This is a genomic window from Nocardia pseudobrasiliensis NBRC 108224 (assembly GCF_001613105.1).
GTDB classification, from domain to species: Bacteria; Actinomycetota; Actinomycetes; order Mycobacteriales; family Mycobacteriaceae; genus Nocardia; species Nocardia pseudobrasiliensis.
Genome location: NZ_BDBS01000067.1, coordinates 1 through 22,358 on the forward strand (window position 1 = coordinate 1; position 22,358 = coordinate 22,358).

27 protein-coding genes are annotated in these 22,358 nt (G+C 68.7%); 15 read left to right on the top strand and 12 right to left on the bottom strand.

Annotated features, from left to right (window positions below):
* Nucleotides 1-35 precede the first annotated feature (35 nt).
* Nucleotides 36-494 (bottom strand): nuclear transport factor 2 family protein, encoded by a 459-nt coding sequence (locus NP4_RS36790; protein WP_114755485.1) that lies wholly within the window; start codon nucleotides 492-494, stop codon nucleotides 36-38.
* A gap of 142 nt (nucleotides 495-636) precedes the next feature.
* Between NP4_RS36790 and NP4_RS36795 the strand changes: the two genes are divergently transcribed.
* The gene (locus NP4_RS36795; protein ID WP_068008374.1) at nucleotides 637-936 is read left to right on the top strand and encodes a hypothetical protein; all 300 of its coding nucleotides are present in this window, start codon (nucleotides 637-639) and stop codon (nucleotides 934-936) included.
* A gap of 60 nt (nucleotides 937-996) precedes the next feature.
* Complete coding sequence (locus tag NP4_RS36800; protein ID WP_068008254.1) at nucleotides 997-1,500, top strand: FBP domain-containing protein; 504 nt, start codon at nucleotides 997-999, stop codon at nucleotides 1,498-1,500.
* On the opposite strand, the gene NP4_RS36805 is transcribed toward NP4_RS36800, so the two are convergent.
* Nucleotides 1,485-3,191: an amidohydrolase gene (locus tag NP4_RS36805; RefSeq protein ID WP_068008257.1), complete on the bottom strand. Its 1,707-nt coding sequence runs from the start codon at nucleotides 3,189-3,191 to the stop codon at nucleotides 1,485-1,487. The genes NP4_RS36800 and NP4_RS36805 overlap by 16 nt on opposite strands.
* A gap of 151 nt (nucleotides 3,192-3,342) precedes the next feature.
* Here NP4_RS36805 and NP4_RS36810 point away from each other — a divergent pair, with 151 nt between their 5' ends.
* From NP4_RS36810 to NP4_RS36820, 3 genes are all read left to right on the top strand, one after another.
* The gene (locus NP4_RS36810; protein ID WP_068008260.1) at nucleotides 3,343-4,470 is read left to right on the top strand and encodes a glycoside hydrolase family 3 N-terminal domain-containing protein; all 1,128 of its coding nucleotides are present in this window, start codon (nucleotides 3,343-3,345) and stop codon (nucleotides 4,468-4,470) included.
* A 76-nt stretch (nucleotides 4,471-4,546) separates the two neighbouring features.
* Nucleotides 4,547-4,957, top strand: coding sequence for a MerR family transcriptional regulator (locus NP4_RS36815; RefSeq protein WP_068008263.1), 411 nt, complete (start codon nucleotides 4,547-4,549; stop codon nucleotides 4,955-4,957).
* Complete coding sequence (locus NP4_RS36820) at nucleotides 4,954-5,814, top strand: TIGR03619 family F420-dependent LLM class oxidoreductase (RefSeq protein ID WP_068008265.1); 861 nt, start codon at nucleotides 4,954-4,956, stop codon at nucleotides 5,812-5,814. The genes NP4_RS36815 and NP4_RS36820 overlap by 4 nt, the downstream gene beginning before the upstream one ends.
* Here NP4_RS36820 and NP4_RS36825 read toward each other — a convergent pair.
* Together NP4_RS36825 and NP4_RS36830 are read right to left on the bottom strand one after the other, a co-directional pair.
* Nucleotides 5,811-6,659: a hypothetical protein gene (locus NP4_RS36825; protein WP_068008268.1), complete on the bottom strand. Its 849-nt coding sequence runs from the start codon at nucleotides 6,657-6,659 to the stop codon at nucleotides 5,811-5,813. The two genes, NP4_RS36820 and NP4_RS36825, sit on opposite strands and share 4 nt — an antisense overlap.
* 11 nt (nucleotides 6,660-6,670) lie before the next feature.
* The gene (locus NP4_RS36830) at nucleotides 6,671-7,432 is read right to left on the bottom strand and encodes a bestrophin-like domain (protein WP_068008271.1); all 762 of its coding nucleotides are present in this window, start codon (nucleotides 7,430-7,432) and stop codon (nucleotides 6,671-6,673) included.
* 334 nt (nucleotides 7,433-7,766) lie between these two features.
* On the opposite strand from NP4_RS36830, the gene NP4_RS36835 reads away from it, so the two are divergent.
* The gene (locus NP4_RS36835) at nucleotides 7,767-8,012 is read left to right on the top strand and encodes a S1 RNA-binding domain-containing protein (RefSeq protein WP_068008274.1); all 246 of its coding nucleotides are present in this window, start codon (nucleotides 7,767-7,769) and stop codon (nucleotides 8,010-8,012) included.
* 21 nt (nucleotides 8,013-8,033) lie between these two features.
* Here NP4_RS36835 and NP4_RS36840 read toward each other — a convergent pair whose 3' ends face one another.
* Entirely contained in the window at nucleotides 8,034-8,978 is a 945-nt protein-coding gene (locus tag NP4_RS36840; protein ID WP_068008276.1) for a LysR substrate-binding domain-containing protein, read from the bottom strand.
* Between the two features lie 70 nt (nucleotides 8,979-9,048).
* Between NP4_RS36840 and NP4_RS36845 the strand changes: the two genes are divergently transcribed.
* Genes NP4_RS36845 through NP4_RS36865 form a run of 5 tightly spaced genes read left to right on the top strand, consistent with a single transcriptional unit; the run spans nucleotide 9,049 to nucleotide 13,139 of the window.
* A complete protein-coding gene (locus NP4_RS36845) occupies nucleotides 9,049-10,167 on the top strand; it encodes a TDT family transporter (protein ID WP_068008279.1) in 1,119 nt (372 codons plus the stop codon).
* Nucleotides 10,168-10,170: 3 nt separating this feature from the next.
* Nucleotides 10,171-10,410, top strand: a complete 240-nt coding sequence (locus NP4_RS36850; protein WP_068008281.1) for a hypothetical protein — start codon at nucleotides 10,171-10,173, stop codon at nucleotides 10,408-10,410.
* The gene (locus tag NP4_RS36855) at nucleotides 10,411-11,202 is read left to right on the top strand and encodes a serine protease (RefSeq protein WP_245997070.1); all 792 of its coding nucleotides are present in this window, start codon (nucleotides 10,411-10,413) and stop codon (nucleotides 11,200-11,202) included.
* Nucleotides 11,203-11,228: 26 nt separating this feature from the next.
* On the top strand, nucleotides 11,229-11,735 hold the full coding sequence (locus NP4_RS36860; protein ID WP_068008284.1) for a flavin reductase family protein: 507 nt from the start codon (nucleotides 11,229-11,231) through the stop codon (nucleotides 11,733-11,735).
* Nucleotides 11,736-11,792: 57 nt separating this feature from the next.
* Entirely contained in the window at nucleotides 11,793-13,139 is a 1,347-nt protein-coding gene (locus tag NP4_RS36865; RefSeq protein ID WP_068008287.1) for an FAD-binding oxidoreductase, read from the top strand.
* Between the two features lie 3 nt (nucleotides 13,140-13,142).
* On the opposite strand, the gene NP4_RS36870 is transcribed toward NP4_RS36865, so the two are convergent.
* From NP4_RS36870 to NP4_RS36895, 6 genes are all read right to left on the bottom strand, one after another.
* Entirely contained in the window at nucleotides 13,143-13,880 is a 738-nt protein-coding gene (locus NP4_RS36870) for an MspA family porin (RefSeq protein ID WP_068008290.1), read from the bottom strand.
* Nucleotides 13,881-13,967: 87 nt separating this feature from the next.
* Entirely contained in the window at nucleotides 13,968-14,936 is a 969-nt protein-coding gene (locus NP4_RS36875) for a phosphotransferase (protein WP_082876550.1), read from the bottom strand.
* Nucleotides 14,937-15,017: 81 nt separating this feature from the next.
* Complete coding sequence (locus tag NP4_RS36880; RefSeq protein WP_068008293.1) at nucleotides 15,018-15,983, bottom strand: helix-turn-helix transcriptional regulator; 966 nt, start codon at nucleotides 15,981-15,983, stop codon at nucleotides 15,018-15,020.
* 48 nt (nucleotides 15,984-16,031) lie between these two features.
* On the bottom strand, nucleotides 16,032-16,556 hold the full coding sequence (locus NP4_RS36885; RefSeq protein ID WP_068008296.1) for a DUF2165 domain-containing protein: 525 nt from the start codon (nucleotides 16,554-16,556) through the stop codon (nucleotides 16,032-16,034).
* A gap of 58 nt (nucleotides 16,557-16,614) precedes the next feature.
* A complete protein-coding gene (locus NP4_RS36890; protein ID WP_147287844.1) occupies nucleotides 16,615-16,890 on the bottom strand; it encodes a hypothetical protein in 276 nt (91 codons plus the stop codon).
* 145 nt (nucleotides 16,891-17,035) lie between these two features.
* A complete protein-coding gene (locus NP4_RS36895; protein ID WP_373863898.1) occupies nucleotides 17,036-17,521 on the bottom strand; it encodes a M15 family metallopeptidase in 486 nt (161 codons plus the stop codon).
* A 176-nt stretch (nucleotides 17,522-17,697) separates the two neighbouring features.
* Between NP4_RS36895 and NP4_RS36900 the strand changes: the two genes are divergently transcribed.
* The 4 genes from NP4_RS36900 to NP4_RS36910 all read left to right on the top strand — a co-directional run bounded on the left by NP4_RS36900 (nucleotide 17,698) and on the right by NP4_RS36910 (nucleotide 20,538).
* The gene (locus NP4_RS36900) at nucleotides 17,698-18,567 is read left to right on the top strand and encodes a helix-turn-helix domain-containing protein (RefSeq protein WP_068008303.1); all 870 of its coding nucleotides are present in this window, start codon (nucleotides 17,698-17,700) and stop codon (nucleotides 18,565-18,567) included.
* 34 nt (nucleotides 18,568-18,601) lie between these two features.
* The gene (locus NP4_RS41395) at nucleotides 18,602-18,769 is read left to right on the top strand and encodes a hypothetical protein (RefSeq protein ID WP_156524971.1); all 168 of its coding nucleotides are present in this window, start codon (nucleotides 18,602-18,604) and stop codon (nucleotides 18,767-18,769) included.
* A 9-nt stretch (nucleotides 18,770-18,778) separates the two neighbouring features.
* Nucleotides 18,779-19,048, top strand: coding sequence for a hypothetical protein (locus tag NP4_RS36905; protein ID WP_068008306.1), 270 nt, complete (start codon nucleotides 18,779-18,781; stop codon nucleotides 19,046-19,048).
* 152 nt (nucleotides 19,049-19,200) lie between these two features.
* Nucleotides 19,201-20,538: an FAD-binding oxidoreductase gene (locus NP4_RS36910; RefSeq protein ID WP_169813857.1), complete on the top strand. Its 1,338-nt coding sequence runs from the start codon at nucleotides 19,201-19,203 to the stop codon at nucleotides 20,536-20,538.
* A 9-nt stretch (nucleotides 20,539-20,547) separates the two neighbouring features.
* Here NP4_RS36910 and NP4_RS36915 read toward each other — a convergent pair whose 3' ends face one another.
* The gene (locus tag NP4_RS36915; RefSeq protein WP_068008312.1) at nucleotides 20,548-22,224 is read right to left on the bottom strand and encodes a fumarate hydratase; all 1,677 of its coding nucleotides are present in this window, start codon (nucleotides 22,222-22,224) and stop codon (nucleotides 20,548-20,550) included.
* Between the last annotated feature and the right edge of the window lie 134 nt (nucleotides 22,225-22,358).

Here is a 22,358-nt window from a genome sequence, read left to right on the forward strand (position 1 = left end):
CTAGACCACGCGAGCGACGCTGCGGCACAACGTCGTTACGGACCCGCGACGGTGGGCGCCTCGATCGCGTCGAAGGCGATCAACTGCCGGATCGGATCGTGATAGGTCGCCCATTCGGCGATCCGGCCGTCCCTGAAGCGCAGGATCGTCAGATAGTCGTTGCGATAGTCACGCCCGGTGCTGAGCACCGTCAGATCTCCCTTCACCGAGACCAGCCAGGAATTCGGATCCAGCATCGGCTCGATGCGGGTCACGATCTGCCGGTAGGAGCCGTACGCCTCGAGCGCCGCCTTGCCCGCGACGCGCACGATTTCCTTTCCGACGACCTCCCGCACCTCTTCGACCGGATCGAACGGAATGCGCATCCGCAGATCGTCGGTGCACAGTTCGAGCACACCGTCGATATCTTTCGCGGAGGTGCGCTCGTAGAACGTTTCGATGACCGCACGCATCCGCGCCCGATCATCGGCGAGTGTCGTATCGGTAATGGTCATGATCCGAGCGTAGACAATAAATGCGACCAGTCGGTCATATTGTTGCACAGGTCACTCCCGATCCTCTCGAATCAGCCCGCCACGATTTCGAATTCGACGAAAACACGTGCCGCGAAACGCTTTTCGTAGTGACATGGTCGACATGTTCACTTACACCGTGATCGCGGATTTCGCCGACGACCAGGCCCGCGAGGACTATCTGACCTGGATGCGAGACGGCCACACGGCCAAGGTGATCGAACTCGGCGCGGCCGTATCGGGCCAGGTCGCCCGCCTCGACGACGGCAGGGTCGAGAGCCGGTACATCTTCCCCGACCGGGCCACCTTCACCGCCTACGAATCCGGTCCGGCGATCGAACTGCGCGCCGAGGGCGCTCGGTTCACCGTGGCCGGGAAGGTCACCCTCACCCGCCACACCGGCGAGATCGTCTTCGACGGCTGAAAACCAGTTGCCCCTACGAGCATTAGTTTTTAACCTAATATTCGTAGGAAGGAGACGGTAGTGAACCCCATTACCGAACACGACATCAGAGCGTCGTTCGTCAACTGTTCCAAGGGAGAGGCCAAGCGCCTGCACCTACCGCGCGGGCTGCGCGATCTGCCCTGGGACGATCTGGATTTCCTGGGCTGGAGTGATCCATCGTTCGCCGGACGCTGCTATGTGGTCGTCCCCCAACATGATCGGCTCGTCGGGATCGCCATGCGCTATCAGCCCGGCGGATCCGGCCGCGCCCAGATGTGCACCATTTGCCTGACCACCCACACCGGCCACGGCGTCTCCCTCATGACCGCCGCCAAATCCGGTGAGGCGGGCCGCCAGGGCAATTCGATCGGCACCTACATGTGCACCGACCTGGACTGCTCGCTCTATGCCCGCAACAAGAAACGACCCGCCCTGGGCGTCCGCTATCGCGAGGACCTGACCACCGAACAGAAATCCGACCGCGTGCTGTCCAATATCGGAGCCTTCATCACCAGGCTGACCGCCGACTATTCCGGACTGTAGACCTGCGTTCCGCCGACAAAGGTGCGCAGCACCTGGATGCGGGACAGTTCGGCAGGGTGGGTGGTGAGCGGATCACGGTCCAGGACAACGAGATCGGCGGTCTTGCCTACCGTGAGACTGCCCGCGATGTCGGCGACGCCCAGGGCGGCGGCCGAACCCATGGTGTAGGCGCGCAGGGCCTGGGTGACGGTGATCGCCTCGCCGGGGGCGTGCACCGTGCCGTCGGCGGCGCGGCGGGTGGCCGCGGCCTGGAGGGCGGGCAGGACCTGGTATCCGGCGCTGGGGTAGTCCGAACAACCCGCAAGGGTCACGCCCGCGGCGGTCAGGGTGCGCAGCGGGATCGGTCCGAGATTCGGCAGCGGGGGCACGGGTTCGAACGCGGCGCTGAGATCGTCCAGCCAGATCGGCGAGACCACCGCGATCGCACCGAGATCCGCGATTCGGGCCGCGAGCGGCGGTTCGCAGAACACGGTGTGTTCCAGCCGCGGCCGCCCGGGTAACGGATCCAGGCGCGCGCGAACGCGGTCCAGCGCCCGGCAGGCCTGCTCGATCGCCTCGTTGCCGAACGCGTGCTGTGCGACCTGCAGTCCGTGTTCGGCGGCATCTGCGATGGTCGCCTCCAAACGCGGCTGCTCCCAGAACAGCGTGCCGCGATGAAACCTCAGATCCAGCCCCGGCCGCACCGACTCCCCCTGTGTGACAGCGCGAATGGCGGCCAGTCCCGCACCCGACACCGCCCGCCCCAGCACCGCGCGCGCCACCCGGACCAGATCACCCACCGACAGGCACACGGCGCAGGATTCCCCGCCGTCGAGGAACAACTTCGCCGCGCCGACCGGACTGCGGGCCGGACCCGAACCGGTGGCCGGACCGGAGGTCCGGGGTTGTAACAGCGTCCGACCGCCGATCGGCATGCGGTGCACCGTGATCGGCAGCAGATCCGCCGCGACGGCCCGCTCGTAGAGCGCGTCGAATTCCGGCGCCACCGCCGCGTCACCGATGCGCGTGATCCCCGCGGCCGCCAGATCCAGTGCGTGCGCGTGGGCTTCGGCCAGCCACGCCTCGACCGCGTCGACGGTCAGCGATCCCCGGGACGCGGCCTCGGCCAGATACAGCGCCGCCTCGAACACCTCGCCGCGCGGTAACCCATTGCGCTCCAGTGGGATTCGCCCGTGTTGCGGCGGCCGCACCGGGGGCAGCCACCCCATCGCGTCGAACGCCGCGCTGTTGAGCGCTCCGGAATGCCAGCCGTGCGCGGCCACCAGCAGCGGTCGATCCGGACACGCCGCGTCGAGTTCCCGGCGGGTCGGATGCCGTCGCTCCCGCAGCGTGATCGGCGAATAACCGAACAGCCGCACCCAACCGTCACCGGGCGTCTCGGCCGCCTGCGTGGCCACCGCCGCCAGCACCTCGTCGATTCCGGTGTTCGGCGGCAGGGCACGCAGATTCGGGCCGCGGCGATCCAGTGCGGCCCACAGGAAATGGTGGTGGGCGTCGATGAATCCCGGCAACAGCGCCGCACCGGCCAGATCGATCTCGACCACATCGTGCGCGTGCGCGACGCTGCGCAGCCACGGCTCGGTGCCCATCGCCGCGATCCGACCGTCGGTGACGAGCACACTGTCGGCCCCGGGCGTCGAATCGTCGCAGGTGACAATCGTTCCGCCGAAGAACAGCAGCGACTCGGCCATGAGTCCCCTCCCACCACCGCACCGGACGCGCACGGCGGCCCCATGCTCTCACGCCGGATGCCCCAGGTATAGGGGTCCGCGGCCGGATCCTCGGACACGGACTCGCATTGTGCGCGACCATCGAGATACCCGTGTGGTAGGGAGTGTCGTTATGCCGCGGTCGAACAGCTCGTGCGAACGTCCCAGCCGCCGCCATTTCCTGGCAGCGGCGTCCGCAGGTCTGCTGGTGTCGGCGGGGGTTTCACTCACCCGCGCACACGCCCAGCCCATGGACCCGGATCCGCTGCGGCTGGCCGGACAGCGGGTGATCTACTCCTATCCGGGTCCCACACCCCCGCCCGCGCTGTTCGAACACATTCGGGCGGGCCGCGCGGCCGGGGTGATCTTCTTCGGGGAGAACATCACCGATATCGCGCAGATCGCCGGGGTGGTCGCGCAACTGCGACAGGCGCAGGCGCAGAGCCCGATTCGGGTTCCGCTGCTGCTCATGACCGATCAGGAGGGCGGCCTGGTGCGGCGGCTGCCGGGTGAACCGGTGCTGTCGGCCAAACAGGTCGGCCGTTGCGCCGATCCGCTCGGCGCGGCGCTGGATGCCGGACTCGGCGCGGGGCGCACACTGCGCTCGGCCGGTATGAATGTCAATCTCGCTCCCGTCCTGGACGTCTTCGACACTCCGGGCAATTTCATCGATCGCACCCAGCGCTCGTTCAGCGACAATCCGGCCCTGGTCACCACCCTCGGCGCGGCGTTCATCGCCGCCCAGCAGAACACCGGCGTCGCGGCCACGGCCAAACACTTTCCGGGCCTGGGTAAAGCGCCCGCCGGGCAGAACACGGATCTGGGCCCGGTGGTGCTCGATACCGATCTGTCCACCCTGCGCGCGGTCGACGAGGCGCCCTATCCCGCGGCCGTATTCGCAGGGGTGAAATTGGTGATGCTGTCCTGGGCGGTCTATCCGGCCCTGGATCCCGATCGTCCCGCCGGACTCTCGCCGACGATCGTGGGCCGGGAATTACGCGGCCGCAACGGTTTCCGCGGTATCACGATCACCGACGCGCTGGAGGCCGGTGCGCTCGGCGCGTTCGGTGACACCGGTCAGCGCGCGGTGGCCGCCGCCGCGGCCGGAATGGATCTCATTCTGTGCTCCGGTCGCGACCTCGCCCAAGGTGAGGCCGCCACCGCCGCCCTCGCCGCCGCCTATTCCGGCGGGCGGCTCGACGCCGCGAGCTTCACCGACGCCGTCACCCGAATCACATTGCTGCGCACCGGCCTGTTCTGAAATACCGCGGCCTCGTCTTGCTTTGACATCGGTGACAAGGTTTAGCGTCGCCGACGTCGGTGTGAGGAGGAGTCGCATGCTGATCGGGGAATTCGCCGATCGCGCCGGAACCAGTGCGCGCATGTTGCGGTACTACGAGCAGCGCGGGCTGGTCCGGGCGCGCCGGTCGGCCAATGGCTATCGCGTGTACGACGAGGAGGAATTGCGCGTCGTGCACAAGATCCGGTCGCTGCTGGCGCTGGGTTTCGATATCGCCGAGATGGGCGCGTTCGTCACCTGCCTGCGCGACGGGTACCGCTCCGGCGACGAATGCCCGGATTCGGTGGACACCCTGCGGCGCAGACTGGCCGAGGTGACCGAGGCGATGGACGAACTCGCCGCGGTGCGGCGGCAATTGCTGCGCCGGCTCGGCGATTCGGCGGCCCCGATCTGCGAACTCACCGCACACTCGCACGTCCCGTCCGACGATCCCCGAGGAATTCCGTGAAGTTCGCGATCAACTACGCCACCCCGGCCCATGGCACCGATCCCGACCGACTGGTCGCGTTCGCCGAACATGCCGAGCGGTGTGGTTTCGAGGCGCTATATCTGCAGGACCATATCGCGCTGTATCCCGGCGCTGCCTACGGCGCGGGGGAATTGCCGCCCACCCTGCCCTATTTCGATCCGCTGGACGCGCTGAGCTTCGTCGCCGCGGCGACCCGGCGGCTGCTGCTCGGCACCGGCGTGCTGTTGCTGCCGTATCGGCATCCGGTGGTGCTGGCCAAACGCCTGGCCACGATCGATGTGCTGTCCAAGGGCCGAATGCGGCTGCTCACCGTTGGGCTCGGCGCACTGCCGGGTGAGGCCCGCGCGATGGGCGTCGATTTCCGCGGTCGCGGTCGCCGCGCCGACGAGGCGATCGATGTGCTGCGGCTGCTGTGGTCGGGCGGGCCGGAGGGGGTGAGTCATCGCGGCGAGTTCTTCGACTTCGACGAACTGTGCAGCTATCCGAAACCGGTTGGCGAATCGGTACTTCCAATTCATATCGGTGGATCCACCCGCGCGGCCGCGCGCCGCGCGGGCCTGCGCGGGGACGGCTATTTCGCGGGTGGCATGCTCACCGAGCACGAGCGCGACGCCCAGTTCGAGCTGGCGCGCAAGCTCGCCGCGGAGTCCGGACGCGATCCCGCCGCGCTCGAATACACCCGGTGGGGCTCGGTCGAGCTCACCGACGAACAAATCGGCGGGCTCGCCGAACACGGTGTCACCAGGATCGTGATCAACCCGACCGCGGCCACCGCCGACGAACAGCTCGACCAACTGTCCGCGTTCGCCGAGCGCTTCGGTTTGCCGGGCAGCTAGTGCCGCCGGGCCGCCGCGGCCTTCGCGCCCGCCACGGCGATCACCGAGATCACCAGGACCGTCATCATGCGCAATGGATTCCAGCCCGTGGGCAAGACGGGTCGTGGGGCGGGCTCGGAGGCGTGATAGCGCGGCCGCGGCGGCACTGGTGAGGGCGGTGCGGGCGGGGCCGGTTCGGGTGTGGCCACCGGAACCACCACCGGCGGCGGGGCCGGAACGGGCGGTGGCGGTGGCGGTGCGGGCGGCGGCCCGAGTTGCAGTGGCAACTCCGGCGCGGGCGGCGGCGCGGGCAGCAACAGCAGACACGTCAGCACCGCGCTACCGGTGACCGCGCTGCCCACCACCACACTGCCCAGACCCGAACCGCCCCAACCGATCACCACCGAACCGGGCCCGACCAGATAGCTGCCGCCGCCGCTGCCGGTCAGCAGCCCGAGCAGAATCATCGAACTGCCCGCGACCGCGCTGCCCGCGCATGCCGTCTGCACACTGCCGGTATCGAGCGACGGGGCCAGCGGCGGACCGTCGGCCACGGCGTCGGGCATTCGGCCCGGTATCGCGAGAGCGCCTCCGGTGGAAGGCGTTTCATCGAGGGCCGGCACGCGCGCCCGGATCGCCGGTTGCGGCGGATCCGGCGGACGCAGGGCGAGCGGGATTTCGGCCGAGGCGCTGCCGGTGTCGATCTCCGACCCGACGCTGCCGGGCGAGATATCGGGCGTGGCACTGCCGGACCCGAGTCCGAACGGTAGATCCAACGGCCCCGGATCGGCCAGTGCGGGCGGTCCGGACAGGAGTATCGCCGCGCTGCCCGCGACGAGCGCCGCGGCGGATCTTCGTATCACCATCACCGACCCGCTCAGGAGATTTGGTTGTAGGTCGCCACCGCGTTCTCGAAAGCGCTTCGGGGAACGTGGGTCTGGCCGGAGAACGGTCGCTCCAGATTGTGGATCTGCAGCAGTACCGAGCCGATGACGATGCCGAGCAGCCCGATCATCAGCACGCTCCCCCAGCTGATCCGGATACCCGACAGCACCGGGCTCAGCAGCACCAGGATCGTGCCGACATACAGCGCCAGCGTCAGGAAGCTCGGCACCCCGCGCCCGACATCCACCGCGCGATCCTGCCGCGCGTCGATCACGACCTGCAGACTGTCGAAGGCCTTCCCACGCAGATCTGCCACGGCCGCGTCGTCGGTGGGCAGCGCGGCCACGGTGTCGTGCAGTTCCGACAGGGTCTTCTGGGGCTCGGTGCCGAGCCGGTTCTGCTTGTCCATCAGCGTCCACTCCGAGCCGAGGACCTGATCGGTGTACTGCCGCACCAGACTCTGCACCTTCTGATGTTCGGGTTCGGGCAGATCGTGGGCGATCCAATAGGTGGCCACCAGCCCCTTGGCCTCGTTGATCGTATGGTTCTGCGCGTTGTCGTACTGCTGCCAGCACAGCACGACCACGAACGCCACCACCGCCACGAAGAAGGTGGTGATCAGATCCACTACCTGGTCCCCCGCCGATTCATCGCTGGCCCGCTGCCACTCCTTCGGCCAGAATTTAGCCCCCGCCACGAATACGACAACCGCCACCACCGCACTGACGACGGCGACAATCAAAGCCAGAACCACGTCGGTCTCACTCTCCGACAGCCATCACGATTTTCAACTATCCGAAACACGGGTGAACCGGCCGAGATACAATCTCGACCCTGAGCGCGCGAACCAAACCTGCTGTGATCGAACAGCATTCGTACTGAAGTATTCGTCACGGTCCCGCGCGCGGATGCCCCCGTCTTCGGATTTTCTTCGCGGTGGGCTAATCTGATCATCGTGACTGCCGGGTCGGCTACCAGCCGCACACAGACGGGTTCCCCGGCCGCGCGGTGAGCGCGGTGCGGGCCAGGGGCCCGCCCCTCCGAACGCATCCCAGTGAGATCGGGTATTGCGGAAGGAGGTGAAATCAATGTCCTCTCACGAGGTTTCCCTTGCCGTATGGCAGGAGTTCCAGGATGGCCACGCGGCCGGTTCCCTTGTCGAGGCGACCGTGGCGTCGGTCGTGCCGTTCGGCGCGTTCGTCGAGGTCGCTCCGGGGATCCATGCGCTGTTGCACAGGGATTCCTGGGACCATGTTCCGGAAGTGGGTGAGTCGATGACGGTCCGCATCGCGGAGTGGGGCCCGCCGCGACTGAGCGTCACGCCCGCGCGGTGATCGGGAGATGTGGGGCCAGGTTCAGGCTGGCCCCACATCGGCAATCGTAGTGTCGGCCACCGGTGTCGCGCGGGCGACCGTCAACAGATCCCGCGCCGGACCGACCGGTCGGCTCCCATGCGGCCAGATCGCGCGCAGCGGACGGCTCAGATCCAGATCGGTGAGCGCGGGTGAGATCAGCACGCCCTCGGCCAGCTCGGTGCGCACGGCCAGGGAGCTGAGGACCGCGGGCCCGATCCCCTCGGCGACGGCGGATTTGATGGCGGTGGTGGACGACAGTTCCAGCAGCACCTCCGGTCGCCAGCCGGGGCGGCGTCGAATCATGGCCTGTTCGAAGGCGATTCGTGTGCCGGAACTGGGTTCGCGGCAGATCAGCGGGGTCTCGGCCAGCTCGTCCGGGCCGATCGAGGCGCGCGTGGCCCAATGATGCGTGCGCGCGACGACCACGACCAGATGGTCGCGGGCCACCACCTCACCGTCGAGCTCCTCGGGCGGCTCGGGCACCTCGACGAACCCGATCGTCGCGCGGCCCTCGCGCACCGCACGCACCACCTCCGCGGAATTGCCCGCCTCGAGCGCGATCGCGGTGCCGGGCAAGCGGATTCGCAGGGCCATCAGCCACTTCGGGAACAGGTACTCCGCGACGGTCTGACTGGCCGCCACGCTCAACTGCGAATCCCGTTGCGCCCGTAGCGTTTCGATACCCGCGTCCAGCCGCGCCGCCGCGTCCACCACCGAGCGCGCCCATTCGGCGATCAGCGCACCCGCGGCCGTCGGCCGCGAGCCGAGCGTGCTGCGCTCGAGTACGGGCACCCCGACCAATTTCTCGAGATAGCGGATTCGCGAACTCGCCGAGGGCTGGCTGATGCCGTGCGCGTGCGCCGCCCGTCCGAGACTGCCCAGTTCGATCACCGACAGCAGCAGATCCAGGGCGGTCAGATCCGGCACGCGAGGAGACAGCGGCATAGAACGATTCTATGGACCCATCGATCCGTACCGGCTACCCGGCACGCCGACGCATCGCGAGGCTCTATATATGACCACCCTGACCGACCGACCCGCCACACCCGCGCCAGCCAGCCCGGCCCGTGCCGACACGTTCGCCTATATCGGGCCGAACTGGTTCGCGGCGGTGATGGGAACCGGCATCGTGGCGAACGCGGCGGTGAGTCTGCCGCTGCGGGTACCCGGTCAGCGCGCGTTCGCGACCGTGGTGTGGCTGCTGGCCGCGGCACTGCTGCTCGTGCTCGTCACCGCGTGGACGCTGCATTGGCGGCGGTACCCCGCGATCGCGCGCGGGCACGGCGCGCATCCGGTCATGTCGCAGTTCTACGGCGCGCCGCCGATGGCGCTGCTGACCGTCGGACTGGGTGCGCTGCTGGTGGGGCGCGATGTCATCGGTATGACCGCGGCCGTGACCGTCGACTGGGTGCTGTGGTCGGCGGGCACGGCGCTCGGATTGCTCAGCGCGTTCGCCATTCCCTATCGGATGATCACCCGGCACACCTACGAGCCGGACGCGGCGTTCGGCGGCTGGATCATGCCGGTCGTACCGCCGATGGTGTCCGCGGCCACCGGCGCGATGCTCGTCCCGCACACCCCCGCCGGACAGCTCCGACTGACCCTGGTGCTCGCATGTCTGGCGCTGTTCGGGCTCAGCCTGATCGCGGCGCTGATCACCCTCGCGCTGATCTGGTCGCGGCTGCTGCATTTCGGCCCGCCCGCCGCCGGGGCCGTGGCCACGGTGTGGTTGGTACTGGGCCCGCTGGGACAGTCGGTGACCGCGGCCGGGCTGCTGGCCGATACCGCGCCGCAGGCGCTCCCGTCCCTGTACGCGTCGGGCCTGGCGGTCTTCGCGGTCGTATACGGCGTCGCCGCATGGGGTTTCGCGATGTTGTGGCTGGGGCTGGCCCTCGCGGTGACGCTGCGCGCGCGAAAGGCCATGCCGTTCAACCTCACCTGGTGGGGCTTCACCTTCCCCCTCGGCACCTGCGTCACCGGCAGCACCGTGCTCTACGCCCGCACCGGCGCGAACGTCTTCGCCCTGGTCGCGGTCGCCCTGTACGTCCTGCTCGTTGCCGCCTGGCTGGCGGTCGCCGCACGCACCGCGCGCGGTGTGCGCACCGGCGCGCTGCTGCGGCCGCCGACTCGCTGATCAGTGTTTGCGGACGACGAATTCGCCGCGGCCGGGCTGCCAGATCAGGATGTCGAGATGATCGTCGCCGACCACGACGGCCGAGGCCAGCAGCCACAGATTGCGGGTGGCGGCGTGGCGGCGCAGAAAGATCTCGGCGATACGCGGCGCGGCGGCCGCGAATTCGCCCCAGGTACTCCCCCGTCCACCGTAGACACGAACACCGACAGAATTCGCCGCTCGGCACGCTCAGGTGCGGTCTGATTGAATGATCCGACGAATATCGGGTCGAGCCTGGAGGTTGATCTCGTGCAGATGTTCCGTCGTGCGATCGCGCTGGCGGCGGCCGCGTTCATCGGACTCGGCGTCGCGGGACCGGCGCAGGCGGTGGTCGGCGGCGCCGACGCCGACGCCGCGGCCTATCCCTGGCTCGCGGCGATCGGCTCACCGGCGTTCCCCCTGCGCCCGGGCGGCCAGTTCTGCGGGGGCGCGCTCATCGCGCCGGATCGGGTGCTGACCGCCGGGCACTGCGCGGTATTCGCCGCGGTCGCGCCCACGGCGCTGCGGGTCACCTTCGGCCGCACCGATATGGCGGCGGGCGGCGGAATCACGGTGGGGGTCAAGTCGATTCGGCTGCAACCCGGCTTCCGCCCGTCGCTGTCCGACGGCGATATCGCCTTGCATCACGATATCGCGGTGCTCACCCTGGCCCAGCCGGTGGACCTGCCGACCGTGGGAATCGCCGCGCCGCACGGTGATTCGGGCACGGTCCTGGGCTGGGGCCTGACCGCCAGCGGTGATCTGTCCGAGGCGCGGCTGCACGCGGCCGCGGTCCCGCTGCGCGCCGACGCGGACTGCGCGACGGCCTACGGCGACGCCTATGATCCCGCCGAGGCGCTGTGCGCGGGCTCGACCGACGCCGATACCGGCGAATTCGACAGCGGCGGCCCGCTTCTGGTCGACGGTAGGATCGTGGCCGTCACCTCGTGGGGCAAGGGCGCCGGTCAGCCCGGCTATCCGGGGGTCTACGCGCGCATTCCCCCACTCGACTTCTGACGGCACCGCACGATCGAGGAGAGATCATGTCCGGCGCTACCGAACCGGCCCAGGAATTCTTCGACGAATTCGTCGCGGCCGCCGATCATCCCATGGTCGTCGTCACCACCGAGGCCGACGGGCGGCGCGCGGGCTGCCTGGTCGGCTTCGCCACCCAGGTGAGTATCGATCCACGCCGCTATCTGGTCGGATTGTCCAAGGCCAACAACACCTTCCGGGTCGCCGCCGACGCCGAGGCGCTCGCGGTGCATCTGCTCGCCGCCGGACAGCTGCCACTGGCCCGGCTGTTCGGCTCCGAAAGCGGCGACGGGCTGGACAAATTCACCCACTGCGAGTGGTACCCGGGCCCCGGCGGCCTGCCCATCCTGGCCGCCACGCCGGGCTGGTTCACCGGAAACATCCTGGACCGCTACGATTTCGGCGATCACGTGGGCGTACTGCTCGAACCCGTCACCGGTGCGATGCGCGGCGATCACCCCACGGTCCTGCGCTACAGCGCGGTCGCCCACCTCATCCCCGGACATCCGAACTGACACCGACTCACCCGAATGCCCTCGCGTGACGACAACGGCGGGCCTAGCATTCGGCCGGTGACCGCACTCACCGATCCACCACCGGTTCCGATCGAAACCCGTGACGCGATACTCGATCAATATCTCGTCGACGAGACCGGCCGCCCGGGCCGCCGCCCCCGCGGCATCGCCGCGGTGACCAGCACCGACGATGTGGTCGCACTCGTCGACTGGGCGCGCCGCACCCGCACGCCGCTCATCGCCCGCGGCGCCGGCACCAGCCTCGAGGGACATCTGCTGGCGCGCGGGGACGAACTGATCGTCGACCTGTCCGCCGCCGACGCGATCGTCGACATCAGCCCGGACGATTTCACCGCGACCGTGCAGCCCGGCCTCACCCGCACCGCCCTCAATGCCGCCGCGGCCGAATACGGTTTGCAGTTCACCGTCGATCCGGGCGCGGACGCCTCGCTCGGCGGAATGGCCGCCACCAATGCCAGCGGCACCACCACCGTCCGTTACGGCGGGATGCGCGCGAATGTGCTTGCTTTGCAAGCGGTTTTCGCCGACGGCACCGCCGCCCGACTGGGCCGTCCGGTGCGCAAGACCTCGAGCGGCTACGACCTGAAGGATCTGCTGATCGGCTCGGCGGGGACGCTGGGCATCATCACCGAGCTGACGGTGCGACTGCATCCGATTCCGGAATGGCTGCGCTCACTGCGTATTTCGTTTCCGAGCGTGGCCGACGCGGTCGCGGCGGCAGTGGAGATGCTCGGGCTCGCGCTACCGGTGAGCCGACTGGAACTGGTCGATGCGGTCAGCATGGCCGCTATCAACGCGTTCCGGGACGCCGACTATGCCGAGGCGCCAGCGCTTTTCATCGATCTCGAAGCGGCCTCGGAGCCCGCGGCGGTCGCCGATGAGCGGGAGATCACCCGGGTCTGCCGCGCACACGACGCGATCGATATCGCCACCGCCCGCACCCACGGCGAACGCCACACTCTGTGGGAGGACCGCCACAACCTGTTCTTCGCCCTCAAGGCCGCGAGTCCCGGCCACCGCTTCATGGTGACCGATACCGCGGTTCCGTTCTCCCGCATCGCCGATGCCGTCGACGCCGCCACCCGGCTGGGCGGGCAGTTCGGGCTGGCGGTGAGTGTGGCGGGGCATATCGGCGACGGCAACGTGCACTCGATCGTTCCGTATACCGACGCGCAAGCCGAAGCCGCGCAACAGTATTCCGATCAGGTGGTGCGCCACGCGCTGGCCGTCGGCGGCACCGCGACCGGCGAGCACGGCATCGGGCTGGCCAAGAAGCGGTATCTGCCCGAGGAGCACGGGCCCGCGGTCGCGATCATGGCCGCGATCAAACGAGCACTGGATCCGGATAATCTGCTCAATCCGGGTAAGATCGTCGATCCGTGAGCGTTACAGGGTGATCGGATCGCTGTAGATCATCCGGGTGGCCTGTCCGGCCGTGGTCGCGACGGTCAGCTTCACATACAGCCGCAGATTCACCTGTCCCAGTGCCCCTTTCACGCTCAGATGCACATTCGACAGGTCGAGGTAGACCAGCGGACTGGTCAGGGTCAGGGTCGCGAAACTCTTCTCATCGATGCCGCCGGGGGTCACCGAGAACACCAGCTCCTGCGAGGGCAGCACGGTCGCCGTCGCCCCGGCCTGCGCGCCGACCTGCGGGCTGATGCCGATCGACGGCCCGGTCGGCCCAATGGTCAGCGGAACCGATACCCCGGCATTCACGCCGCCGTTGACCTGAAGGTTCGGGGTGTACACATCGACGGCGATGTTCTGCAGCGACCACGGCACGCCCACCTCGAAGCCGACATCGAGCGTCGCGCCCGCCAGGGTCGCGCCGACCGGTCCGTCGACCTGACCGATCGCGACGCTGGACAGAAACGCCTCACGGCTGAGCGGATTGCCGTCCAGCGGCGCGACACTGCGCGAGGATGTATTCGCCTCGGTCACCATGAGACGGAAACCGTCCATCGTCGAGGCCGAATCCTGATGCAGAATCCGCAGTCCGTACGCGGCCGGATCGACGAATTCCGCCGACGCGGGTTGCGTCGCGGCCAGTCCGATCACCGCGGCAGCACCGAACACGCCGATCGACCGCCGCCCGATCGATAGCAGCTTGACAGTATTCACAGGCACTCCCCGGCTCGAGATATGCGCTTTGTTGCTAACGATTAGCCGGAGTTTAGGACCTTTGCCCAATTTCGCCCATGACGGCGGTCACACCCGTCGAATCACCATGGCCGCCACCAGCGAGGAGGACGGCGGCCGCCACCAGCCGGGCCACGGTCGCGGACCCTCGTCACCACGCAGGCACGACAGCCGGTAGAGGGCCTGGGCGCGGTAGTTCGGATGGGTGCGCGCGGCCCGCGCGGCGCCGGTCACCAGGGTCAGTTCGCGGATGTCACGCAGCAGGAAGTAGCCCGGCCAGCGCAGCACGTCGCGGCCGTAGGCGCGGGTGAATTCGGCGTACTGATGGGTGGTGGTCCAGCCCAGCGACATCAGGTCCAGGGCGCTGGGCACCAGATCCCATTCCGGCGGTCCGACCGCGAGCTGATCGAGATTGCGCAGCAGCACGCGGCCGTCGCGGGTGACGATCACCGAATTCGCTGTGGCGTTGCCGTGGATGACCGTCCAGGGTCGTCCGCCGGGCAGCGCGGTCCAGCGGTCGCGCAGGGCGGCCACATGATCCAGCAGCCAGGCGCGGTCGGCCTCGCCCAGTACGCGCACCTGCCGGATGCGCAGTTCCAGCGGGCCGAACGGATCGATCAGGCCCAGATCGAGATCGGTCGTATGCGGCCGTTGATGCAGGCGCGCCAGCGTCGCGCCCAGTTCGGCGGGCGTGGCGGGTCGGTAGGGCGGTAGTTCGTGCCAGAAGGTGACGGCGTGATCGTGACTGGGCACGGGCTGTTCGATATCCGAAACCGGTTGTACCGCATCGATTTCCGAGTCCCGCAACCAGCGCGCCCCGACCACCGCCCGCTCGGCGGCCGCCATGCGCCGATGGATTCGCGCGATCAGGCCGTCGGACAATCGGTAGATCGCGCCCGAACCCAGCCGCAACGGCTCACGGTCGGCAGGTATTCCGGCCTGCAGGCACGCCGCCCGCAATACCGCGCGCATATCGCTCATACGACCCCCACCGTCCGTACCGTGGTCGTGCTCGAGGTCGAACCGCTTCGCTTTCATGGTCGCACAGCGGGCCGGATTACGAAGCGGAGCAAGCGGATTCGCCGGAGGTTGGCTGACGCGGACCGCCTGGTCGGAACGTCAGCGCGCGGTCGACAGCGCGCGCTCGAGCCGAGCCGCCAGCGCGCGCAGGGCGGCCGCCAGTTCCGGGGAGTCGCGGATCTCGAAATCCACGCCGAGTGAAATCAGGCGCGCGGCAAGCCAATTGGGGTCGTCGTCGCGTTCACCGCGCAGTCGGCAGCGTCGCGTGTCGAGCGTTTCCAGCCCGTCGGCGCGCTCCCCCAGCCGCCCCGAGATTCGATGCGCCGGGGCCGCGATGGTGAGGTCGACCCGGTACCGCGGTGTGCCCCAATCGGATCGGTCACCCGATACGAAGGCCGCGGCATCGGCGGCGGGCAATGTGCGGGCAACACAGCGGGCTCCGGTCGGAAGCGGTTCGGCCATCCGATCCACCCGAAAGCTTCGCCAATCCGACCGGTCCAGATCGAATCCCACCAGATACCACCGCCGCCCCGCCACGGCCAGGCCCTGCGGCTCGACATGCCGCCGCGTGACCTCTTCCCCGCGCCGATACGTGAACCGCAGCCGCTCCCGATTAGTCACCGCCGCAGCGATATTCGCCAACACCTCCGGATCCGCCATCGCCCCCTCCCCGCCCACCGCACTGGTGGCCCCCGCCACCACCCGAACCCGCCGCCGCAACCGCCCCGGCAACACCTGCTCCAATTTCGCCAGCGCCCCCACCGCCGCCTCCTCGATCCCCGCCACCGCCTGCCCCGCCGCCACCCGCAATCCCACCGCGACGGCCACCGCCTCCTCATCCTCGAACACCAGCGGCGGCAGCGCCGCCCCCGCCGCCAACCGATACCCACCCCCGGCCCCCATACTCGCCTCCACCGGATATCCCAACTCCCGCAACCGCTCCACATCGCGCCGCACGGTCCGATCCGTCACCCCGAGCCGCCGCGCGAGCTCACTACCGGGCCATTCACGCGGGGTCTGCAGCAGCGACAGCAGCCGAAGCAGCCGGGCGGGGGTATCGGTCATGCGCCCATGGTGCCCGAGGTATAGGACAGGATCGGTCCTGGAAGTCGATCAGCTCGGCGGCGCGGGCACATCGCGATCCGGAAGATGCACCAGGACCAACCCGATCCCCGCGATGAGGAAGTTCTGCAGTGCCGCCGAGGAGGCGTTGACCTCCTTGTTGGCCCACATGCGGAACCACTCGCCGCCGATCGTGAGGAATCCGCCCACGAACAGCACGATCACCATCGTCCAGCCGAGGGTGGACAGCTTGGTGGCCAGGGCCTGGGCCGGGCGGCCGCGCAGGGTTCGGATCCAGGCGACCGCGGCGGACAGCAGGACAAGGGCGATCAGGAATTCCCAGATCACCACGAGGACGTAGGCGATCCAGACGGCCGTGCCGTTGGTGATGGCGTGCCAGTCGACCGAGGGGTGGTGAATGGTCTGGCGCATCGACAGCACCGCGGACACGCCGCGGCGGTTGGTGTCGGTGTCGGTGCAGTTGGTGATGGCGACTATCAGGTAGTAGATGCCGGTGATCGTGGCGAGGACCGTGACCGCCATGCGGCGGCTGCCGACCACATCCAGGAAACGCATCGAGCCTCCAGCTTGCTGCCGTCGGAAAGTGTGGTGTCACAGGCTAGTTGCGATGGGCTCAGCGTGGGGTGCCCAGGGATGGCAGGTGGCCCTCGGCGGGAACCACCACCGCGTGGGCGGGGCGGTCGGAGCCGGGAGTGGCGGGCTGGGCGTAGCCGAGCCAGCCGGTGCCGACGAAGACGGCCAGCAGCAGGGCGGTCGGCAGTTCCAGCAGCAGCCAGCCGGGCGGGCAGTACGCGCGGAAACCGACGGCTATCGGTTTGCACGCCTGGTCGGGGTGAACCGCGCCGAACGGCACGGACCACTCGATCGCCCCAGTAACCCGCTGTCCCACTCGAACCCTCCGTCGTTTTCGAGCGCCCGGCCGTATACCGAGCTACCGCCAGCACAACAGAATGCCGAACACCGGACCCGAAAGCATGGATTCCAGGGCGGACAATCGGCGTGTCCGCAAAAGTTTGCTGGGTGAGCGCCTCCAGCTACCGTTCGCTGGCGTCGGGCAGCCGCGGCGGACATGTGCCGCCGGGTGTGGTCGCCAATTCGAAATGCCAGTACTCGTTCTCGTAGGTCCGGCACAGACCCCAGCGGGCGCCGTTCGTCTCGAGCCAGCGCGCGCCCTGTTCGGGACCCACATCGATCGCACGCCCCTGGACATGGGTCGACTCCCCGGGCGGCAGCACCCACCGCCGCGCCGCCTCGGGACTGCCGTAGGTGCGAATACCGTCCTCCCACAGCGCCTGCTGATCGGCGTAGCTGCGATAACCCGAGGTGACCGACATCGGCACGCCCGACGCGTGGGCCTCCTGCTCGGCGAGGGTGTAGGCGGCGGCCAGCAGCGGATCCAGACCCGCGGTCCCGGCGGCCGATTCGAGCGCACCGGCGGCCGGTCCGGACAGCGCCGGACCCCATACGGCGACACCCACCAGAACCGCTGATCCCGCTATTTCTCGCAGCACGCCGCCGATCGTAACCATTGCTGCCGATCCGATCGCCCCAGGCCCGGCCGCCTCGTCGTGTCCCGGCCCGCCGCCGCCGGTGGCCCGCGACGCCGCGCGCCGGGCCGTCGGGCGACCCGACCGCGCGTATCCCGGTTGTGTCACAGGCACTTTGATGCACGCGTCGCTTTCTACAATGAATCGCGATGACCGACTGCGGAGAACTGGGCAGATATCTGAGAGCGCGACGCGAACAGGTACGACCGGCCGAGGTGGGCCTGCCGACGGCCGGAGCGCGGCCGACGCCGGGTCTGCACCGCGAGGAGGTGGCCACCCTGGCCGGGGTGAGCGTGGACTACTACGTGCGTCTCGAGCAGGGTGGGGAGACCGATCCCAGTGCGGCCGTGCTGAGCCGGATCGCCGAAGCGCTGCGGATGACCGAGGCCCAGACCACACATCTGAAAGCCGTGGCCGCCCGTGTCTCCGGACACCGACCCGCCCGGCACACCGTCGATCGCGCGGTCCGCCCGACCGCGCTGCTGCTCCTCGAGACCATGCGCCCCAGTCCGGCGTTCATCGTCAGCCATATCAACGATCTACTCGCCGCCAATCCCGCCGGACTGGCCGTCTTTCCGGGCATCACCGATCTTCCGCCCCTGCGGCGCAATCTGATTCGCTACCACTTCCTGCACCCGGCCGCGCGCACCCTCTGGCCCGATCGCGACGATCTGCTGACCCACCACATCGCCCGGTTGCGCGCGAGGGCCGTGGCGGCCCCCGACGATCCCGAACTCGCGTCCCTCGTCGGCGAATTGTGCGTCAAGAGCCCGGAATTCGCGCGCCGTTGGCACCGCGACGACGAGGTGCGCCCACGCGACCGAGCGGGGACCAAGCTCTACCACCACCCGACCGTCGGTCGCATACACCTCGACGTCGAAAACCTCCCTCTCGCCGAGAACAACGGCCAGCGCATGGTCGTCTACCTGGCCCGGCCCGGCACTCCCGATCACGACGCGCTGGTCCTGCTCGACCTGTCCGCCCAGCCCGTCGCCGCCCACCCGGCCGAATCCGGCTGATCCGCCGAGTTGCGGCCGCCCGCAAGGGTTGGTTGTGGGCGCTCATCGGGGTGCGGCCGAATCGCAGACCTCCGCACTCGTGGATCTGACCCTGGTGGTGACGACCGCGATCGCCTATGTGCTGTGCCGAGCGTGGTACGGCTGGTATGGATTCGATCTCCGAGCGCGTGTCCGCCGGGAAGAGGAGCAACGCACCGGCTAACGTCGTGGCGTGGCACTTCCGATTTCGACGAGTGCGCTGATTCCGATCGCGGCCGCACTCGGCGCGGCAACGCTGGTGGTACTCACCGCGATCGCTCCGCAACGGAAATATCTGCGACCCGACGACACCGAACAGCCGGAAACCAGCGCCAGGCCGCCGAAATCGGCGACGGCCCCGGAACCGGTGCGACCGCACGGGCGGCCGGTCCGCCGGACCTCCACCCGGATACCGCGCCGGGGCCGGACCCGACCACCGCATCGAGAACAGGACCGGCCCTAGCGGCAACCGAATCCGACACCGCGGGAATCCGATTCGCAATGGGAGCAACGGGTAGATCGAGGCGTATGGGACACGATCGGACGGAACCGTCGCGGCGGCTTCTCCTCGCCGGGATCGGCTGGGCGGCGGCCGCGGGAGTACTGTCCCGCGGCGTGGCACGAGCGGACGCAATCGATGACCGGGCCTGGGACGATCTGCGGCGGCGGCTGCGCGGAACGGTCGTATCGCCGGGCGACAGCGAATTCGATTCGGCCAAGGCCGTATTCGAGCCCCGATTCGACGAATCCGCACCGCTGGGCGTGGTTCGGGCCGCCGACGCCGCCGATGTCCGCAGCGCGGTCGTATTCGCGCGCGATCACGAACTGCCGGTGGCGGTGCGGGCCGGTGGGCATTCCTATGTCGGGGCCTCGGCCACCTCGGGCGCGTTGGTCATCGACCTGCGCGCGCTGTCGACTGTCGCACGCCACGGCGATCTGGTCACCGTCGGCGCGGGCACGACGATCACGGCCGTCCAACAGGCCCTCGCTCCCTCGGGCGTCACGCTGGCGCTGGGCACCTGTCCGACCGTGGGCGTCGCGGGGCTGACCCTCGGCGGCGGACTCGGTGTCGAATCGCGCCGCTACGGCCTCAGCTGCGATCGGCTGGTGTCCGCGGATCTGGTCCTACCCAACGGAAGTGCCGCGACGGTCTCGCAAGATCGGTTCCCCGGCCTGTTCTGGGCCCTGCGCGGCGCGGGCGGCGTGATCGGCATCGTCACCTCCCTGACACTGCGCACCATCCCGGCCGTAGCCAAAGATATTGTGCGCGTGCGTTTCCCCGGCGCCGCCGCCACCCAGGTCCTCACCGGCTGGGCGCGCTGGATGCCCGCCGCCGATCGCACGGTCTGGGCCAATATCCAGATCTCCACCGCCACCGACGGACTCGACTGCGCGGCCCTGATCGTCTGCCCGCCGGGCCGGGGCGAGGCCGCGACCGCCGAATTGTCCACCGCCGCAACAGTCGCGCCGCTGTCGGTGGATCGCCGCACGCTCGCCCCCTCGGCCGCCGCCGCGGATCTGGGCGGCGGCGCGAGGACCCCGCGCTCGAACAAGGCCGCCGGATCCGACGTCCTCACCGAACTTTCCCCCGCCGCGGCCCAGACCATCACCGATCTCGTCGCGGCCCGATCCCGCAGCGGCGCAACCGGTTACGTACTCATCGACCCGCTCGACGGCGCGATCCACGACACCCCGCCCGACGCCACCGCATTCCCCTGGCGCACCCACGCCGCGACCCTGCAGTGGCTGGCCGACAACCCCGCCGACCCGCGCGCCGCCCGCGCCTGGATCGCCGACGCCCATCGAGCCGTCGCCTCGACGGGCGGCTACGTCAACTACCTCGAACCCGACGACGACCCGCGCCGCTACTACGGCCCGAATCTGAACCTGCTCCGCACCCTGCGGGCCACCGTCGACCCCGGCCGCCGCCTGCGACCGGGCCTCGCGGTGTGACGGTGTGACCTAGACCCGTTCCTTGGACCGCGTCCGCACCCGCAGCGCGATCGGCTTCTGCGTCTCGGCGAAGAAGTCGTTGCCCTTGTCGTCGACGACGATGAAGGCCGGGAAGTCCTCGACCTCGATCTTCCACACCGCCTCCATGCCGAGCTCCTGATATTCGAGGACCTCGACGGATTTGATGCAGTCCAGGGCGAGCCGGGCCGCCGGGCCGCCGATCGAACCCAGATAGAAGCCGCCGTGTTCCTTGCACGCCTTGGTGACCTGCGCGGACCGATTTCCCTTGGCCAGCATCACGAATGAACCGCCCGCGGCCTGGAACTGGTCGACATAGGAGTCCATCCGGCCCGCGGTGGTCGGGCCGAACGACCCGGAGGCGTATCCGTCGGGAGTCTTGGCCGGACCCGCGTAATAGACGGCCATATCGCGCAGGTACCGCGGCATCTCCTCGCCCGCGTCGAGGCGCTCCTTGATCTTGGCGTGCGCGATATCGCGCGCCACCACCAGCGGCCCGCTCAGCGAAAGCCGGGTCTTCACAGGATATTTCGACAGTTCGGCGCGGATCTCCGACATCGGCCGGTTCAGATCGATCTTCACCACGTCGCCGCCGAGGATCTCGTCGGTCTGCTCCGGAAGATACTGCGCCGGTTCACGTTCCAGCTGCTCGAGGAACACGCCCTCGGGGGTGATCTTGGCCAGCGCCTGCCGGTCCGCCGAACAGGACACCGCGATGGCCACCGGGCAGCTCGCGCCGTGGCGCGGCAACCGGATCACCCGCACGTCGTGGCAGAAGTACTTACCGCCGAATTGCGCGCCGATGCCGAAGGACTGGGTGAGCTTGAACACCTGCTCCTCGAGCTCGAGGTCCCGGAACCCGTGCGCCGCCATGGAACCCTCGGTCGGCATATTGTCCAGATAGTGCGCCGAGGCGTATTTCGCCGTTTTCAGGGCGAATTCGGCCGAGGTGCCGCCGATCACGACCGCCAGATGATAGGGCGGGCAGGCCGCGGTGCCCAGCGAACGGATCTTCTCGTCCAGGAACTCCAGCATCCGATCCGGATTCAGGATCGCCTTGGTCTCCTGGTAGAGGAACGACTTGTTCGCCGAACCGCCGCCCTTGGCCATGAACAGGAACTTGTACGCCGGATGCGCGGGATCGCCAGCGGCGGAATACAATTCGACCTGTGCGGGCAGATTCGAGCCGGTGTTCTTCTCGTCCCACATGGTGATCGGGGCCAGCTGCGAATACCGCAGATTCAGCTTGGTGTAGGCGTCGTAGACGCCGCGGCTGATCCACTCGGCGTCGTCGACGCCGGTCAGCACGCCCTCGGATTTCTTACCCATCACGATCGCGGTGCCGGTGTCCTGGCACATGGGCAGAATGCCGCCCGCGGAGATGTTGACGTTCTTGAGCAGATCCAGCGCCACGAACCGGTCGTTGCCCGAGGACTCCGGATCATCGATGATCTTGCGCAGCTGGGTCAGATGCGCCGGGCGCAGATAGTGGCTGATGTCGTGCATCGCCTCGGCGGTCAGCAACCGCAGCGCCTCGGGATCGACCTGCAGGAAGGTGCGCCCGCCCGCGGTGAAGGTGCTGACCCCCTCGGTGGTGAGCAACCGGTACGGGGTCTCGTCGGCCCCGGTCGGCAGCAGATCCGAGTAGAGGAAATCAGGCGCGGTCACGATCGCACTCCTATGGGCGGGTTCAGGGTCAAGCTCGAATCGCACTGTAAACACCGCCCGCCGCGCGGTTGATCTCAGGCAAGCCTAATCTTGCCGGTACGAGCCCCAGGTTGCACCTTCAACTCAGGCGGTGT